The 16,696-nt window shown below is 68.1% G+C and carries 16 protein-coding genes; 5 read left to right on the forward strand and 11 right to left on the reverse strand.

What is annotated here, in order from left to right:
• Positions 1–46: 46 nt before the first annotated feature.
• Positions 47–1,114: a selenide, water dikinase SelD gene (gene selD / locus ACEN9N_RS17575; protein WP_007839232.1), complete on the reverse strand. Its 1,068-nt coding sequence runs from the start codon at positions 1,112–1,114 to the stop codon at positions 47–49.
• A gap of 83 nt (positions 1,115–1,197) precedes the next feature.
• Here selD and ACEN9N_RS17580 point away from each other — a divergent pair, with 83 nt between their 5' ends.
• From ACEN9N_RS17580 to mnmH, 5 genes are all read left to right on the forward strand, one after another.
• Positions 1,198–2,058: a putative selenate ABC transporter substrate-binding protein gene (locus tag ACEN9N_RS17580; protein WP_007839231.1), complete on the forward strand. Its 861-nt coding sequence runs from the start codon at positions 1,198–1,200 to the stop codon at positions 2,056–2,058.
• Between the two features lie 124 nt (positions 2,059–2,182).
• A complete protein-coding gene (locus ACEN9N_RS17585; RefSeq protein ID WP_413315359.1) occupies positions 2,183–2,998 on the forward strand; it encodes a phosphonate ABC transporter ATP-binding protein in 816 nt (271 codons plus the stop codon).
• Positions 2,995–3,825, forward strand: coding sequence for a PhnE/PtxC family ABC transporter permease (locus tag ACEN9N_RS17590; RefSeq protein ID WP_007839229.1), 831 nt, complete (start codon positions 2,995–2,997; stop codon positions 3,823–3,825). Before ACEN9N_RS17585 ends, ACEN9N_RS17590 begins: the two co-directional genes overlap by 4 nt.
• The gene (gene phnE, locus ACEN9N_RS17595) at positions 3,822–4,622 is read left to right on the forward strand and encodes a phosphonate ABC transporter, permease protein PhnE (RefSeq protein ID WP_495654166.1); all 801 of its coding nucleotides are present in this window, start codon (positions 3,822–3,824) and stop codon (positions 4,620–4,622) included. Before ACEN9N_RS17590 ends, phnE begins: the two co-directional genes overlap by 4 nt.
• A gap of 121 nt (positions 4,623–4,743) precedes the next feature.
• The gene (gene mnmH / locus ACEN9N_RS17600) at positions 4,744–5,814 is read left to right on the forward strand and encodes a tRNA 2-selenouridine(34) synthase MnmH (RefSeq protein ID WP_413315361.1); all 1,071 of its coding nucleotides are present in this window, start codon (positions 4,744–4,746) and stop codon (positions 5,812–5,814) included.
• Here mnmH and fdhD read toward each other — a convergent pair.
• From fdhD to apbC, 10 genes are all read right to left on the reverse strand, one after another.
• Positions 5,748–6,674 carry a formate dehydrogenase accessory sulfurtransferase FdhD gene (gene fdhD / locus ACEN9N_RS17605; protein WP_413315363.1) on the reverse strand — a complete coding sequence of 309 codons (927 nt, stop codon included), beginning with the start codon at positions 6,672–6,674 and terminating at the stop codon, positions 5,748–5,750. The two genes, mnmH and fdhD, sit on opposite strands and share 67 nt — an antisense overlap.
• Positions 6,675–6,705: 31 nt before the next feature.
• Positions 6,706–6,996: a hypothetical protein gene (locus ACEN9N_RS17610; RefSeq protein WP_007839221.1), complete on the reverse strand. Its 291-nt coding sequence runs from the start codon at positions 6,994–6,996 to the stop codon at positions 6,706–6,708.
• A complete protein-coding gene (locus ACEN9N_RS17615; protein ID WP_495654167.1) occupies positions 6,993–9,353 on the reverse strand; it encodes an FdhF/YdeP family oxidoreductase in 2,361 nt (786 codons plus the stop codon). The genes ACEN9N_RS17610 and ACEN9N_RS17615 overlap by 4 nt, the downstream gene beginning before the upstream one ends.
• A gap of 84 nt (positions 9,354–9,437) precedes the next feature.
• The gene (locus ACEN9N_RS17620; RefSeq protein WP_007839219.1) at positions 9,438–10,229 is read right to left on the reverse strand and encodes an ABC transporter ATP-binding protein; all 792 of its coding nucleotides are present in this window, start codon (positions 10,227–10,229) and stop codon (positions 9,438–9,440) included.
• Between the two features lie 340 nt (positions 10,230–10,569).
• A complete protein-coding gene (gene modA, locus ACEN9N_RS17625; RefSeq protein ID WP_413315366.1) occupies positions 10,570–11,319 on the reverse strand; it encodes a molybdate ABC transporter substrate-binding protein in 750 nt (249 codons plus the stop codon).
• Positions 11,320–11,347: 28 nt separating this feature from the next.
• Complete coding sequence (modB, locus tag ACEN9N_RS17630) at positions 11,348–12,031, reverse strand: molybdate ABC transporter permease subunit (RefSeq protein ID WP_056593864.1); 684 nt, start codon at positions 12,029–12,031, stop codon at positions 11,348–11,350.
• Between the two features lie 89 nt (positions 12,032–12,120).
• The gene (locus ACEN9N_RS17635; protein ID WP_042674408.1) at positions 12,121–12,468 is read right to left on the reverse strand and encodes a winged helix-turn-helix domain-containing protein; all 348 of its coding nucleotides are present in this window, start codon (positions 12,466–12,468) and stop codon (positions 12,121–12,123) included.
• A 65-nt stretch (positions 12,469–12,533) separates the two neighbouring features.
• On the reverse strand, positions 12,534–14,231 hold the full coding sequence (locus ACEN9N_RS17640; RefSeq protein ID WP_007838583.1) for an OFA family MFS transporter: 1,698 nt from the start codon (positions 14,229–14,231) through the stop codon (positions 12,534–12,536).
• A 132-nt stretch (positions 14,232–14,363) separates the two neighbouring features.
• The gene (locus ACEN9N_RS17645) at positions 14,364–15,308 is read right to left on the reverse strand and encodes a LysR substrate-binding domain-containing protein (protein ID WP_495654168.1); all 945 of its coding nucleotides are present in this window, start codon (positions 15,306–15,308) and stop codon (positions 14,364–14,366) included.
• A gap of 209 nt (positions 15,309–15,517) precedes the next feature.
• Entirely contained in the window at positions 15,518–16,609 is a 1,092-nt protein-coding gene (gene apbC, locus ACEN9N_RS17650; RefSeq protein WP_056593872.1) for an iron-sulfur cluster carrier protein ApbC, read from the reverse strand.
• Between the last annotated feature and the right edge of the window lie 87 nt (positions 16,610–16,696).

A 16,696-nucleotide genomic window follows, 5' to 3' on the forward strand; every position in this document is an offset into this window, starting at 1 on the left:
CCCCACCCCTCCCTCCCCCGGAAGGGGAGGGAGAAATGCCCGGGGGCTACGAAATCACGCGCAACGAGGGTTCACCAGCCTCCACACGGCCTATGACCGCCGCTCGCGCAAAGCCTTCGTCGCGGAAGATCTTCAGCACCGCATCGACCGCTTCGGGCGCACAGCTCACGAGCAGGCCGCCCGATGTCTGCGGATCGCTCAGCAAGTTCTGCGCGGTGGCCGGCAGGCCGGCTGCGAGTTCGATCTCTGCGCCATAACCCGCCCAGTTGCGCCCCGAGGCGCCAGTCACGAATCCCGCGCCAGCCATCGCCACCACGTTGTCGAGCAACGGCACCTTCGACCACTCGACCACCGCCCTCAGCTTTGCGCCGCGCGCCAGTTCGAGCGTATGGCCCGCCAGCCCGAAGCCCGTGACGTCGGTCAGTGCGTGCACGCCGTCGAGCGCCGACAGCGCGATGCCCGGCGTGTTGAGCTTCGTCGTGTTCTCGATCAGCTGGCGGTAGCCCGTCTCGGACAGTTGCTCCTTCTTGAGCGCGGCCGACAGCACGCCCACGCCCAGCGGCTTGCCCAGCACCAGGACGTCGCCCGCCTTCGCATCGGCATTGCGCCGCACGCGGTCCGGGTGCACCAGACCCATCGCGACGAGGCCGTAGATCGGTTCGACCGAATCGATGGTGTGGCCGCCGGCGATCGGGATGCCAGCTGAGCGGCACACGTCCTGCCCGCCGCGCACGATCTCTGCGATGACTTCCACCGGCAGCTGGTTGATCGGCATGGCCACCAGGGCCAGCGCCATGATCGGCCGGCCGCCCATCGCGTACACGTCGCTGATCGCGTTGGTCGCGGCGATGCGGCCGAACTCGTAGGGATCGTCCACGATGGGCATGAAGAAGTCGGTGGTCGCGATCAGTGCCTGCTGGTCGTTGAGCCTGTACACAGCCGCGTCGTCGGCGGTCTCGATGCCCACCATGAGTTCGGGCGGAATCATGCCGCCGGCGTGGTTCTTCAGGATCTGCGACAGCACGCCGGGCGCGATCTTGCAGCCACAGCCACCGCCGTGCGAAAAACTCGTGAGGCGCAAGGGCGCGAGCGGGTTCATGAGCGTTGGGTTCATGGGCCGATTATCGAAGCGGCCCCGCTTTCTACAATCCCGTCCTTACCTTTCCCGCACCCGCTGCACGTTTTCGAGGCACATCCATGAAGAAGACAACTCTCACCCAGCTGGCGCTCGCGCTCGCCGTTTCCGTCGCCAGCTTCGGCGCCCTCGCCCAGGGCCTGCTGCGCGTCTCGGCCATTCCCGACGAGGCGCCCACCGAGCTGCAGCGCAAGTTCACCCCGCTGGGCGACTACCTCAAGAAGGAGACCGGCATGGACGTGCAGTTCACGCCCGTGACCGACTATGCAGCAGTGGTCGAGGGCCTGGCCACCAACAAGATCGACCTGGCCTGGCTCGGCGGCTTCACCTTCGTGCAGGCGCGCATTCGCACCAACGGCGGCGCGGTGCCGATCGTGCAGCGCGCGGAAGACGAGGTGTTCACCAGCAAGTTCATCGTGCCGGTGGACAGCACCGCGAAGACCCTGGCAGACCTGAAGGGCAAGACCTTCGCCTTCGGCGCGCCCTCGTCGACCTCGGGCAGCCTGATGCCGCGCTACTTCCTGCTGCAGGCCGGCATCAACCCCGAGAAGGACTTCAAGACGGTCGCGTTCTCGGGCGCGCACGACGCCACCGTGGCCTTCGTGGCCGCGTCGCGCGCCGAAGCGGGGGTGCTCAACGCGTCGGTGTGGGACAAGCTGGTCGAATCGAAGAACCCCAATGCCGCCAAGGTGCGCGTGCTGGCGACCACGCCGACCTACTACGACTACAACTGGACGGTGCGCCCGGGCATGGACGCCACGCTGCAGAAGAAGCTGACCGACGCGTTCCTGAAGCTCGATCCGGCGAACCCGGCGCACAAGGAAATCATGGCGCTGCAACGTGCGAGCAAGTTCATCCCGACCAAGTCGTCGAACTACGACGGGATCGAGACGGCGGGGAAGTCGGCGGGTTTGATCAAGTGATTTTCTGGAAGGCGGGGGCACCCTCATCCCACACGGGGTCCGGCCGTTGGTTTTGGCTCCCTCTCCCTCTCCCGCTCGCGGGAGAGGGTTGGGGTGAGGGAACGCCCCCCGAAAGCCCCGCAGCGTGAGCTTCTCCCTCGATGCCATCGGCGTGGTCCACGCCAACGGCCAGCGCGCGCTGGCCGGAGTGACCCTCGCCGCGCAGGACGGCGAATGCATCGCCGTCATCGGCCCTTCGGGCGCCGGCAAGACCACGCTGCTGCGCGTACTCGGTGCGGCGCTGCGGCCCACGGAGGGCGCAGTGCTGGCATTGGGCGCACAGCCCTGGCAGTTGCCGGCCGCAGCGTTGAAGAAGCTGCGCGCCCGCATCGGCACCGTGCACCAGGCGCCACCGATCGCGCCACGCCTGCGCGTAGTCACCGCCGTGCTCACGGGCCGGCTCGGCGAATGGTCCACGCTGCGCGCGCTGGGCTCGCTGTTCTATCCCTCGGACATTGCCGGCGCGCACGAAGCGCTGTCGCGGCTGGCCATGGAAGACCGTCTGTTCGACCGCTGCGACCGCCTCTCGGGCGGGCAGCTGCAGCGCGTCGGCATCGCGCGCGCCCTGTACCAGCGCCCCGCCCTGCTGCTGGCCGATGAACCCGTGTCCGCGCTCGACCCCACGCTGGCCGACGCCGCCGTCGGCCAGCTCGTTGCGCAAAGCGAATCGACAGGGGCCACGCTGGTGGCCTCGCTGCATGCGGTGGACCTGGCGCTGCGCTGGTTCCCGCGCATCGTCGGCATGCGCAACGGGCAGGTGATGTTCGACCTGCCTGCCGCGCAAGTCACGGCCGCGATGCTCGACACGCTGTATGCGAGCGAAGGCGGCATCGCCATGCAGCGGCCGCTGCCGGCGGGCGCTGCGATGGAGGCGGCCTTCCACCGGCCGGACTGCCCTTGAGCTCGAACGCCATCGCGCAGCGCGACCCGCATGCGGCACGCCGGCTGGCCGGGTGGATCGCCGCGCTCGTCATCGCGTGGCCGATGCTGGCGCTGTCGGAGTTCAAGCCGTGGGCGCTGTTCGGCAGCGGCAACCTCGCCGTCATCGGCGGATTCCTGGCGGGCTTCTTTCCGCCCGAAGGCTCGCCCGCATTCCTCGCGATGCTCTTCAAGGCCACGCTCGAAACGCTGGCGATGGCCACGGCCGGCACCGCACTGGCGCTGCTGATCGGTGCGCCGCTCGGTTTCGTCACGACGCGTGCGCTGTCCATCTCGCGCATCGGCCCCGGGCCCGGCCGCGTGCAGGCGGGCATCGTTCGGCAGGCCGCGCGCTGGCTGCTGATGGTGCTGCGCGCCATTCCGGAAATCGTCTGGGCGCTGCTGTTCGTGCGCGCGCTCGGGCTCGGCCCCGCCTCGGGCGTGCTGGCGCTGGCCATCACCTACGGCGGCATGCTGGGCAAGGTCTACGCGGAGATCCTCGAATCGACCGACACGCGCCCCGCGCGCGCCCTGCTCGAAAGCGGCAGCGGCCGGGTCGCGGCGCTGTGCTACGGCCTGCTGCCGAACACGGCGCAGGAGCTGGCTTCGTACACCGTCTACCGCTGGGAATGCGCGGTGCGCGCCTCGGTGGTGATGGGCTTCGTCGGCGCTGGCGGGCTGGGGCAGCTGATGGACCAGTCGATGAAGATGCTCAACGGCGGCGAGGCCAGCAGCATCCTGCTGGTGTTCCTCGCGCTGGTGCTGCTGGCCGACCTGCTGAGCAATGCACTGCGGAGGCTGCTGGCATGACGACGCCGCTGCCCCCGCGCCCGCCACCGTGCTGGCGCTGCCGCATCGCGCTGCTGCTGATCGGCGCGGCGGTGGCCGCGAGCTTTGTCTACCTGGGCATCGACTACCGCGCGCTCGGCTCGTCGGAGTCGCTTCGGCTCATGGGCAGGTTCATCGCCGAGTTCTTCCCGCCCGACCTCTCGCCGGACTTCCTCGCCAAGGTGGGCAACGGTGCCTTGCAGACGCTGGCGGTGTCGGCCCTCGGTACGGTGCTGGCGGCCATTGCGGGTGCGGTGCTTGCGCTGCCTGCATCGGGCCGCACCGGCTGGCTGCCACGCCACGTGGCGCGATTCGTCCTCAACTTCCTGCGCAGCGTGCCCGAACTCGTGTGGGCCGCGCTGATGGTGCTGACCGCGGGCATCGGCCCATTCGCCGGCGCGCTGGCCCTGTCGCTGCACACCACGGGCGTGCTGGGCCGCCTCTTCGCCGAAGCATTGGAAAACGCCCCGCGCGAACCCGAGCACGCGCTCACGCTCTCGGGCGCCAACGCGGTCACCGCCTTCAGCTACGCGAGCCTGCCCATCGTGCTGCCGCAATGGGTGGCCTACACGCTCTACCGATGGGAGATGAACATCCGCATGGCGGCCGTGCTGGGCTTCGTGGGCGGCGGCGGGCTGGGGCAGCTGCTGTACTTCCACCTGTCGATCTTCCAGCAGCAGCAGGCGATGACGGTGCTGATCGCGATGTTCGTGCTGGTCACCTTTGTCGACCTTGCCAGCGCTCGGTTGCGCAAGGGGCTGGGGCCTGCTTACGCTTGATGCGCTCCCGGTCAGGGGTGCGATCACGCCGACGGGGGACATTCGCGCAGGGGAGCACCCGGGGCCCTGTGCACGCACCCCGAACAGCAAGACCGACAATCGAGCCCATGAGGTTCCAGCCATGAGTCACCGCCAGCCCGTACGAGTCGCCGACCGCCACGCCTTCGACACGCTGATCGACGCCCGCTCGCCGGCCGAGTTCGCGCTCGACCACATTCCCGGCGCCATCAACTGCCCCGTGCTCGACGACGAGGAGCGGCACATCGTCGGCACCGTCTATGTGCAGACCGGCGCCTTCGAGGCCCGGCGCATCGGCGGCGCGATGGTCGCGGCCAACATCGCCAGGCACCTGCGCGAGACGCTGGCCGACCGGCCCGAGAACTGGAAGCCGCTGGTCTACTGCTGGCGCGGCGGCATGCGCAGCGGCTCGATGGTCACCTGGCTTCGTCTCGTCGGCTGGGATGCGCAGCAACTCGCGGGCGGCTACAAGAGCTTTCGCCGGCATGTGATCTCGCAAATCGACGCGCTGACGCCCAAGCTCGACCTGCGCGTAGTCTGCGGCGCCACCGGCAGTGCCAAGACCCGCGTGCTGCATGCGCTGGCCGCGCGCGGTGCGCAGGTGCTCGACCTCGAAGATTTCGCCAGCCACAAGGGCTCGCTGCTGGGTTCGCTGCCGGGCGTGCCGCAGCCGTCGCAAAAGCATTTCGAGACGCGCATCGCGGCCGTGCTCGAAACCATCGACCTGTCGCGCCCGCTGTACGTCGAGGGCGAGAGCATTCGCATCGGGCGGCTGTCGCTGCCACTGTCGCTGGTGGCGCAGATGCGCGCGGCGCCGTGCATCGAGGTGTCCGCCACGCCCGAGGCGCGACTGGCCTACCTGCTGCGCGACTACGCCTACCTGGGCGACGACCGCAACGCGCTGGCCGACAAGCTCGGCGTGCTGAAGGAACTGCAGGGCAAGGAGACGGTGGCGCGCTGGCAGCAGTGGGCACACGAGGCCGACCTGCCGCACCTGTTCGCGGAACTGATGGCGCTGCACTACGATCCGCACTACCAGAAATCGCAGGAGCTGCACTTCCGCGCCTGGGCGCAGCGCCAGCGCGTGGCGGCGCCCGACCTGTCGGATCAGGGCATCGAGGCGGTGGCCGATGCAGTGCTGGCGCTCGGCGAACCCGCGAGCCCGTCAGCATAGAGCACGCCGCGCGGTGCGCGGCACAGGCCCCAGAAACGCAGGCCGCTGAGCTCGGCCATGCGCACGCCCATCGAAGTCGGCGCGGAGATGGTCGCCATCGCCGCAATGCCCAGGCGCGCGCACTTGCGCACCAGTTCGTGGCTGCCGCGGCTGGACATCAGCACGAAGCCCGGCTCCTCGAGGCGGCCCGCCAGCGCGAGCTTGCCGAGCAGTTTGTCGAGCGCGTTGTGGCGGCCGACGTCTTCCATCAGGTCGGTGAGCTCGCCATCGATCGTGGCCCATGCGGCGGCGTGGATCGCGCCGGCTTCGGCGTTGAGGATCTGGCGCGGCGGCATGGCGGCGAAGGCGCGCAGCACGGTGGCCAGATCGATGCGCTCGATCCAGTCGCGCGGCGGCACGCGCTGCGGCGTGAGGTCCAGCCCCGCGAAACTCTCGACACCGCACACGCCGCACCCGGTACGGCCCGCGAGGCTGCGGCGGCGGTCTTTCAGGCGCTCGAAGCTGCGCGTGGAAATCTCGAGCTGCACCTCGATGCCGGGCATGCCTTCGGGCAGGCCCGCGTCGGTGGCATCGACCGTGCGCGCCTCGACGCCGCGGCAGTCGGCCGCGGTGTCGAGGATGCCTTCGCTCAGTGCGAAGCCGAGCGCGAAGGCTTCGAGGTCTTGCGGCGTGGCCATCATCACCGCATGCGAGACGCCGTTGAACACCAGCGCCACCGGCACTTCGGCCGCCAGCGTGTCGTCGCGCACCACGCCTTCGGGCGCAACGCCGCGCTCGCCGAAGACATGCACGGCGTGCCGCAAGAGCGGCGGCAGGGCGTCTTCGGGATCGGCGAGATTGGCGAGGTCTGGCTTCGACATGGTGGCTCCGGGTGGGCCTGCCATTGTCTGCTCAGTCGCGGTTCTCGTCCGCAAGGGGCGGCAGCGTTTGCACCTGGGCCCGTCCGGGCGCCTGGAGGTGTGCCACCCAGCGGTCGTCGTACTGCACCACCCGCACCCAGCCGGGGCCGCGCACGCCGCCGATGGCCGCATCGCCCATCAGCGTGAGCCGGCGCATCAGCACGCTGGCGCCCTGCCCTAGCCGCTTGCCCAGGCGCGGCAGCGAGACGCCGGTGCCGTCGGGCTCCTGCGCGAGCATGCGCAGGATGGCCACCGACAGGCTGTCCTGCAGCAGGGCACTCATGCCGCCACCATGCCGTCGGCTTCGTCCTCCGCCAGTTTCTGGATCGGCAGCTCGTGCGGCACCAGCACCACGGGAATGGACTTGGAAGTCGGCGTGCCCGCGTTCTCGGCCACCGACGACAGCGGCACCAGTGGGTTCGTTTCGGGGTAGTAGGCCGCGAGGTTGCCGCGCGGGATGTCGTACGCCACCAGCCTGAAGCGGTCGGCGCGGCGCTCCTGGCCGTCGTTCCACACCGTCTGCAGATCGACCCAGTCGCCGTCCTTCATGCCCAGCGCCCGGATGTCCTCGGCGTTGATGAAGACCACGCGACGCTGGCCGAACACGCCGCGGTAGCGGTCGTCCATGCCGTAGATGGTGGTGTTGTACTGGTCGTGCGAACGCGTGGTCAGCAGCGTGAAGACGATGGTGTCGCCCTTCTTCGCAAAGCGCGCGCGGGCGCGGTGCGAATGGGTGTCCAGCGGCACGGCGTGCGTGAAGAACACGGCCTTCTTTGACGCGGTGTTCCACACCCGCTCGCTCGCGGTGTTGCGCAGGCGGAAGCCGCCGGGGTGCGCGACACGCGCATTGAAATCCTTGAAGTCGTCGAACACGGCTTCGATCTTGTCGCGGATGCGGGCGTAGTCTTCGATCAGCGACAGCCACGGCGTCTTGCTGCGCGCGCCGAGGGTGGCCGCGGCGAGCCGCGCCACGATGGCCGGCTCGGACAGCAGGTGTTCCGACGCGGGCGGGTTGATGCCCATCGAGATGTGCACCATGCTCATCGAGTCTTCCACCGTCACGCCCTGGGGGCCGCCGGCCTGCATGTCGATCTCGGTGCGCCCCAGGCACGGCAGAATGATCGCCTCGCGCCCGTGGATCACGTGGCTGCGGTTGAGCTTGGTGGTCACGTGCACCGTGAGGTCGCACTTCTGCAGGCCCTTCCAGGTCTGGTAGGTGTCGGGTGTGGCCGCCGCGAAGTTGCCGCCGAGCGCGAAGAACACCTTGCCCTTGCCCTCGAGCATGAGTTGTATGGCCTCGACCGTGTCGACGCCATTGCGGCGCGGCGGCTCGAAACCGAACACCTGCTGCAGCCGATCGAGCAGCGCGGCAGGCGGCTTTTCCCAGATACCCATGGTGCGGTCGCCCTGCACGTTGCTGTGGCCGCGGACCGGGCAGGCGCCCGCGCCTTCGCGCCCCATGTGGCCGCACAGCATGAGCCAGTTGCCGATCATCTGGATGGTGGCCACCGAATGCTGGTGCTGCGTGATGCCCATGCCCCAGCAGGCGATGACCCTCTTCGCACCCAGGTACACGTCGGCCGCGGCGCGGATCTGCGCTTCGCTCAGCCCCGACTCCTGCACCAGGATGTCCCACGACTCGGCACGCAGGTCGGCCGCCAGAGCCTCGAAGCCGGTGGTGTGCGTGGCGATGAATTCATGGTCGAGCACCGAAGGCTCGCCGCGCGCCGCGACTTCGTCCTCGCGCTCGATGACGTGCTTCATCATCCCCTTGACGGCGGCGAAGTCGCCGCCCACGCGCAGCTGGAAGTAGTGCGTGCTGATGGGCGTGGAGCCCATGGTGGCCATCTCGAGCTTGTCCTGCGGATCGGCGAAGCGCTCCAGCCCGCGCTCGCGCAGCGGGTTGAAGCTCACGACGCGCGCGCCGCGCTTCGAGGCCGCGCGCAATTCGCCCAGCATGCGCGGATGGTTGGTGCCGGGGTTCTGGCCGAAGATGAAGATCGCGTCGGCCTTCTCGAAGTCATCGAGCGTGACCGTGCCCTTGCCCACGCCGAACTGCGGGCGCATGCCGCTGCCGCTGGGCTCGTGGCACATGTTCGAGCAGTCGGGAAAATTGTTGGTGCCGTACTCGCGCACGAACAGCTGGTAGAGGAAGGCGGCCTCGTTGCTCGCGCGGCCCGAGGTATAGAAGATGGCCTGGTCCGGATCAGGCAGCGCGTTCAGGTGCTTCGCGATGCGCGCGAAGGCGTCGTCCCATTCGATCGGCACGTACTTGTCGCTGGCCGCGTCGTAGGCCATGGGGTGCGTGAGGCGGCCCTGGTCTTCGAGCCAGAAATCGCTCTGCTCGGCCAGTTGCGCCACGGTGTGCTTTGCAAAGAGTTCCGGGCCGGCACGCCGCGCAGTGGCTTCGGCCGCCACGGCCTTGACGCCGTTCTCGCAGAACTCGAACGTGGAGGCATGGTTGCGGTCGGGCCAGGCGCAGCCCGGGCAGTCGAAACCGTCGGGCTGGTTGGCCGAGAGCAGCGTCTTCGCGCCCTTGATGGGAATGTCCTGCCGCAGCAGCGCGTTGGTCACGCTGCGCAATGCGCCCCAACCGCCCGCGGGGCCCTTGTAAAACTCGATCTTCTGCTCACTGCTCATGCCGGCGAGTGTTCGCCGTGGGCCTGCGGAGCGTCAAATTGAATCGGGACATGCGGCGATTCAAAAAGGAAATGAAGCGAGGTCTCAGGCGCCTCGCGTGTCTTGCATCAGCAGCCCGCGCAACTTGCTGCGCAGCGGCGTCTCTTCCACAGCCTGCACGCCGGCGATCTCGCGCAACGCGAAGTCGCGGCTTTCAGCCGTGCGCAGGTCGATCTCGCGCACCACCTGCCCGTCCTTGTAGACAAAGGCCACGTCAGCCAGCGCGAGCACGTCCTCGATGTCGTGCGTGATCATCAGCACGGGAATGCCCCATTGCCTGCGCACTTGCGCGAGTTCGTTGCGCAACTCCGCGCGCAGCATGGGGTTGAGCGCGGCGAAGGGTTCGTCGAGCAGCAGCACCTGCGGCTCGCAGGCCAGCGCGCGCGCGAGCGCCACGCGCTGCTGCTGGCCGCCCGAGAGGTTCTGCGGCCGGCTGTCGGCCAGCGCCCCGAGGCCGAAGCTTTCGAGCAGGGCCTGTACGCGCTCGGCGTCTTTGGCGGCCGGCTTGCGACGGTGCCATGCGGTCAAGCCGAAGCCCACGTTCTCGCGCACGCTCAGGTGCGGGAACAGTGCGTAGTGCTGGAACAGGTAGCCGATGCGCCGCGCCGGTGCGGGCACGTCGATGCCCTGGGCCGCGTCGTACAGCGTGCGACCGTCGAGCCGCACGTGGCCGGCGCTGGGATGCAGCAGGCCGGCAATGGCCTGCAGGGTCAGCGACTTGCCTGCACCCGAAGGGCCGTAGAGCGCGGCGAAGGGCACGTCCGTGGCGAAACGCACGGCCAGATCGAAACGCCGGCGGCCGTCGGCTACCGTGAGCTTCAGGTCGACATCGATCATCCTTGCTGCTCCGGCGTTCTGGGGCGTGATACGCGTTTCGTTCCGGGGTGCGTGCGCAGGCCACCGGGTACTCCCCTCCGCGAATGTCCCCCGCTTCGCTCCTCCTTTATTTCGCTGCGGGGAGCACCCGGTGCCCTGCGCACAGGGCACGCTGCTGGTGTACCGCCGATCAACGACTGCTCTGTCCAACGCTCACGCCGATGGGGTGCCTTGCGCAGCGAAATAAAGGAGGAGGCCGCAGGCCGGGGGACATTCGCGGAGCAAGGTACCCCGTCGGCGTGAGCGCACCCCGAAGCACCCACAACGCGACGCATGAAACAACAGGATCTCATCTCGGGAGTCATGGCTTCCCGAACCCGTAACGCGTAAGCACTTCCTGCGCGGCGGGCGTCGAAAGAAAGGCGATGAAGTCACCGGCCAGCGCCTTCTGCCTGCTCTCGGCCACCACGGCGATGGGGTATGTCACTGGCGTGTGGCCGGTAGGCGTAAAGGCGATCTTCACCTTGTCGCCGGCCACGGCCGCATCGGTGCGGTAGACGAAACCGGCCTCGACCTCGCCGCGGCTCACGTAGTCGAGCACCTGGCGCACGCTGTCGGCCTGCACGAACTTCGGTTCGAGCGCAGTCCAGAGGTTGGCGTTGTCCAGCACCTGCCTGGTGTAGCGGCCGACCGGGACGGTGGCGACCTTGCCGATGGCGATCTTCTTCACGTTCGCGCCGCCCAGGTCCTGCAGCGTCTTGACGCCCACGCTCTCCTTGGCGGGTTCGATGAGCACCAGGCTGTTGGTGACGAAGTCCTTGCGCGTGGCGGCGTCGACGGCCTTCTGCTCGACACCGCGGTTCATCGTTTCCTGGTCGGCGCTGGCGAACACGTCCACCGGCGCGCCCTGGCCGATCTGCTGCAGCAGCACGCCCGAGGCGGCGAAGTTGAAGCGCACCGTGGCGCCGGCCTTGGCAGCCTCGAACCTGGGGCCGATTTCCTTGAACGCGTCGGTCAGGCTCGCGGCGGCGGACACGGTGATCTGCTGCGCGGCAGCAGCCAGCGGCAGGGCGAGTGCGAGAACCAACGACAGAAGGCGGAACGGGCGCATGGACAACTCCGGAATGATGAAGACGAAATCAGCGAAGCGAGAAGAAGCGGCTCGACAGCACCAGCACGGTGATCGACAGCAGCGAGGTCACGACGACCAGCAGCAGCGCGAGGTCGTCGTGACCGGCCTGCACAGCGTCGTAGATGGCCATCGACAGCGTCTGGGTCTGCTTGGGAATGGAGCCGGCCACCATCAGCGACGCGCCGAACTCACCCATCGCGCGTGCGAACGCGAGCAGTGTGCCGGCCAGGATGCCGGGCCACGCCAGCGGCAGCGTGACGCGCAGGAAAACCGACAGCGGCGACTGCCGCAGCGTGCTGGCTGCGGCTTCGAGCGATCGGTCCACACCCGAGAATGCCGCGCTGGCCGACTTGAGCACCAGCGGCAGCGCCACCACGGCCGAGGCCACCACGGCGCCGTGCCAGCTGAAGATGATGGTGTAGTCGAGGTGCTCGCGCAGCCACGCGCCGAGCGGGCTGCGGCGGCCGGCCGCCACGAGAATCGCATAGCCGATCACAGTGGGAGGCAGCACCAGAGGCAGCATGAACACGGCTTCGAGCACGCTGGCGCCGAAGAACTTCTTGCGTGCGAACACCCAGCCCAGCGCCACGCCCGCAATCAGCGCCAGCACGGTCGCGACCGCGGCGACCTTGAGCGACAGTGCCAGGGGTGACCAGTCGGTCGAGGCGATGAGGGCATTCGTCGTATTCATTGGGATACGACGGGATTGTTGCATGACGGACGCTGCCTCACCGCGAAGATGCACGGCGTGAGCTGCCCCATATACCGATCGATATAGCGTTACGGTGCCAGCAGCCGCGTCAGCGCACGGATGTCCGCAGCCGTGGCCAGCTTCGCCGCGTTTTCGATGGCACGGTAGTGCCTGACGACTTCCTCGCCCACCGGCGTGAGCGCGGTGCCGCCGCCGCGCGAGCCGCCGGCCGCAGTGTTCACGGCCGGCGAGACCAGTGCCTGGTTCATCTCGTCGATCAGCATCCACGCCCTGCGGTACGACATGCCCAGCAGGCGGGCCGCCGCCGAGATCGAACCGGTCTCGGCCACCGCTTCGAGCACGGCGATCTTGCCGGGGCCGATGGCGATGGCGTCGTCCCGGTATACGCGCAGACGGAACTGGACTTTGGATTTCATTTGGCGCGAAGGGTAAACCATGCCGCAAGGCTCGGTTCCCTTCGCGAAGCCCCGGGAAAGCGTTCCTAGTGGAAGAACTTCGCCGCGCTCACCAGCGTCTTGTAGACGCCCCAGGCCAACGGAATACCCACTGCCACCCATGCCAGCGCCACGACCGCAGGGCTCACCGTGTCGGCGCGGCCAGAGCCGCTGCCTACTTCGGCCGCAGAGGCCTTTTCGTGCGCCAGCTTCTTCTCGACCGCCAGTTCGGCATCGGTCATGAAGTGCTTGTCGGCCACCGGGCGCACCAGCAAGTTGGCGATGAAGCCGATCACCAGCATGCCCACGAGGATGTACATGGTCTGGTTGTAGACCTGCTCGCGCGGCAGGCCCAGGCCCAGTTGGTACTCGCGCATGTAGTTCACCACCACAGGGCCGAGGATGCCGGCCGTGGCCCACGCGGTGAGCAGGCGGCCATGGATGGCGCCCACGAACTGCGTGCCGAAAAGGTCGGCGAGGTACGCCGGCACCGTGGCGAAGCCGCCGCCGTACATCGACACGATCACGCAGCAGGCGCCCACGAACAGCAGCTTGCTGCCCGCGCCGGCCGACGAGGGAATGCTCGCGTACAGGATGCCGCCGAGCACGAAGAACACCGTGTAGGTGAGCTTGCGGCCCAGCTTGTCCGACAGGCTGGCCCACACGAAGCGCCCGCCGATGTTGAACAGCGACAGCAGCGCCGTGAAGCCGCCCGCCACCACCGCGATGGCCGCGAGTTGCGTCTTGTCGAGCTGTCCGTACTTGGCCGGCAGGTCGATGAGCGCGCCGCCGAACACTTCCTGCAGCATCGGCGAGGCCATGCCGATCACGCCGATGCCGGCGCTCACGTTCATGCACAGCACCAGCCACACGAGCCAGAACTGCGGAATGCCCCAGACCTTCTTCACGTGCACGTGGCGCTGCGTGATCATGGTGTTGCTGGTCTGCGCCGGGGGCGGCGTCCAGCCTTCGGGCTTCCAGCCCGAGGGCGGCACGCGGTAGCCGAGCGCACCAGCCATCATGAACACGAAGTAGCCGAGCGCCATGACCACGAAGGTCTGCATCACACCCACGTCGGTGGCCGTGCTGAAGCGCTTCATCAGGTCGACCGCCAGCGGCGAGCCGATCATCGCGCCGCCGCCAAAGCCCATGATGGCCATGCCGGTCGCCATGCCGCGTCGGTCGGGGAACCACTTGATCAGCGTGCTCACCGGCGAGATGTAGCCGAGCCCGAGGCCGATGCCGCCGATCACGCCCGAGCCGAGGATCATCAGCCAGAACTGGTGCAGGTGGATGCCCACCGCCGACAACAGCATGCCGCCGCACCAGCACAGCGCCGACACCACGCCGGCCTTGCGCGGGCCCGCACGTTCGAGCCAGCCGCCCCACAGGGCCGCCGAGCAGCCGAGGAAGACGAAGAACAGCGTGTACATCCAGCCCAGCGTGGCCACGCGCCAGTCGCAGTTCGTGGCGAACAGCTCGGCGAAGAAGCTCATGTCCTTGGCGCAGGCCTGGGCGCCGGTGCCGGCCGTGCCGAGCGCTTTCGACAGCGGCAGCCAGAACACCGAGAAGCCATACGCCATGCCGATGCACAGGTGAATAGCCAGCGCGGCGGGCGGCACCAGCCAGCGGTTGAAGCCAGGGCCCGCGATGATGCGTTCCTTTTCCAGGAAGCCAGGTTGCGGTTGCGCCCCTCCTCCGACGATGCGATCTCCATCGAGAACGCCTGCAGTTGAGCCTGCCATATTTCTCCTTGTTGGCCGGATTTGTAACTCTTGTGTTTGAATCCGGGCCGCGGAGTGTGTCAGAACGTTTCTCGCTCCGTCAAATTCGTTCGGCGCATCGGCCGATTCAATAACTAAATGCCCGGCCGGTGCTCAGTCGCCGAGCGCCCCGCTGTGGATACGCACCTGCTCACGCCACTCGGGGGTTTGCAGGAGGGCCAGCGCGGCTTCGAGCGCGCGCGAGGAGCGCACGCCGTCCTGCGTCATGAAGCCTATCGGCGTGAGCACTTCGGGCGCCACCAGCGGCAGCGCCTCCAGCTCGCGATGGCTGCGCACGGCCGCGACCATGGCGCCCGGAAGCACGCTGCTGACCGTGCCCGCGCTGACCGCGAGCGCGAGCGCGAGCACGGAGTTGGTCTCGATGGCGGGCGCCACCGGAACGCCGGCTTCGCGCAGCGCCTGGTCCAGGATGGCGCGGTTGTGCATGTCGGTCGTGAGCAGGCACAGCGGCAGCTTGCCGGCCTCGGCCCAGGTGATGGGTTGGCCGATGCGCAGTTCGTCCACAGAGGGCGTTTCGGCGCGCCGCAGGAGGAAGTAGTGCTCGACGCTCTGCGGCCAGGCCGTGAGCTTGATGCCCGGCAGGTGCATGCGCTCCGTGTAGCCGAGCGCAAGGTCGATCGAAAGGCTTTCGAGCCCCGTCTCCAGTTCCTGCGAGCTCATCGACAGCACGACCGGCAGGATGCCCGGATGCCGCTGGTTCAGCATGGCGGCGAAGCGCGAGAGCATCGGAATGGCGGTAGGCACCGCGGCCATGCGCAGGCGACCGTGCGGATTGTCCACATCGCTGCGCAACTCCTGCAGCAGCACTTCGTTGTCGCGCAGCATGCGCTGCGCCGTGGCCAGCACGCGCTCGCCTTCGTGTGTGAGGCCGACATAGACGCGTGCACGCTTGACGATGACCACGCCGAACTCGGTTTCGAGCGCGCGCAGCGCGTTCGACAGCGCCGGCTGCGTGATGTGGCAGGCCTGCGCGGCGCGGCCGAAGTGCTTGTGCTCGTTGAGCGCCACCAGGTAGCGCATCGAGGCGAGCAGGTTCATGCCTGTGGCTCCGGCGCGTGTCGTGTCGCGGGGTGCTTGTGTTCGGGGTGCATGCCAAGGGCACCGGGTGGCTCCCGCAGCGAAATAAAGGAGGAGGCCGCAGGCCGGGGGACATTCGCGGAGCAAGGCACCCCGTCGGCGTGATCGCGCCCCGAACAACGACGCACATCACGCACAACGCACCCAATCGGAAAGCAGGGCTTCATCCCTCAGGTGTTCTTGCTGATCGAGATCGTCGGAAACTTGGAGGAAAAATCCTTCGCCTTCTCGGCGATGCCCACGGCCACGCGGCGTGCAACGGCCTTGTAGATGCCGGCCACGTCGCCGTCCGGATCGGACACCACGGTGGGCGCGCCGCTGTCGGCCTGCAGGCGGATCTTGATGTCCAACGGCAATGCGCCCAGGTATTCCATCTGGTATTCGGCCGCCATCTTCCTGCCGCCGTCCGCGCCGAAGATGTGCTCCGCATGGCCGCAGTTCGAGCAGATGTGCACCGCCATGTTCTCGACGATGCCGAGGATCGGCACGCCGACCTTCTCGAACATCTTGATGCCCTTCTTCGCGTCGAGCAGCGCGATGTCCTGCGGCGTGGTGACGATCACCGCGCCCGTCATCGGCACGCGCTGGCTGAGCGTGAGCTGGATGTCGCCGGTGCCCGGGGGCATGTCGACGATGAGGTAGTCGAGGTCTTTCCAGTTGGTCTGGCGCAGCAGCTGCTCCAGCGCCTGCGTGGCCATGGGGCCGCGCCAGACCATGGCCTGGTCGGGGTCGACCAGGAAGCCGATGGACATCACCTGCACGCCGTGGCGCTCCATGGGCTCCATGGTCTTGCCGTCGGCGCTTTCGGGGCGGCCCTCGATGCCCATCATCATGGGCTGGCTCGGGCCGTAGATGTCGGCGTCGAGCAGGCCGACCGTGGCTCCCTCGGACGCCAGCGCCAGCGCCAGGTTGGCCGCCGTGGTGCTTTTGCCCACGCCCCCCTTGCCCGAGGCCACCGCGACGATGTTCTTGACGTTGGGCATCAACTGCACGCCGCGCTGCACCGCATGGCTGATGACCTTGGTGACGACGTTGACCGACACGTTCTCCACGCCCGGTACCGTCTTGGCGGCCGCCACCAGCGCCTTTCGGATGGCCGCGTGCTGGCTCTTCGCCGGATAACCGAGTTCGAGGTCGAACGAGACGTCGCCCTCCGCTATCTGCAGGTTCTTGAGCGACCGGCTCGCCGCGAATTCCTTGCCGGTGTTAGGGTCCGCGACGGCCTTGAGCGCGTCCATGAGCCCTTCTGGGGTGAGTGCCATTGATCAAACTCCTGAATGGCCGGTAGTCTAGTGGCTCGCCCCCAGGCTTCGCGCACTTCGTGTCGCTTCTCCCGCCCCCTACCGGGG

Source organism: Variovorax sp. Varisp46, from assembly GCF_059491885.1.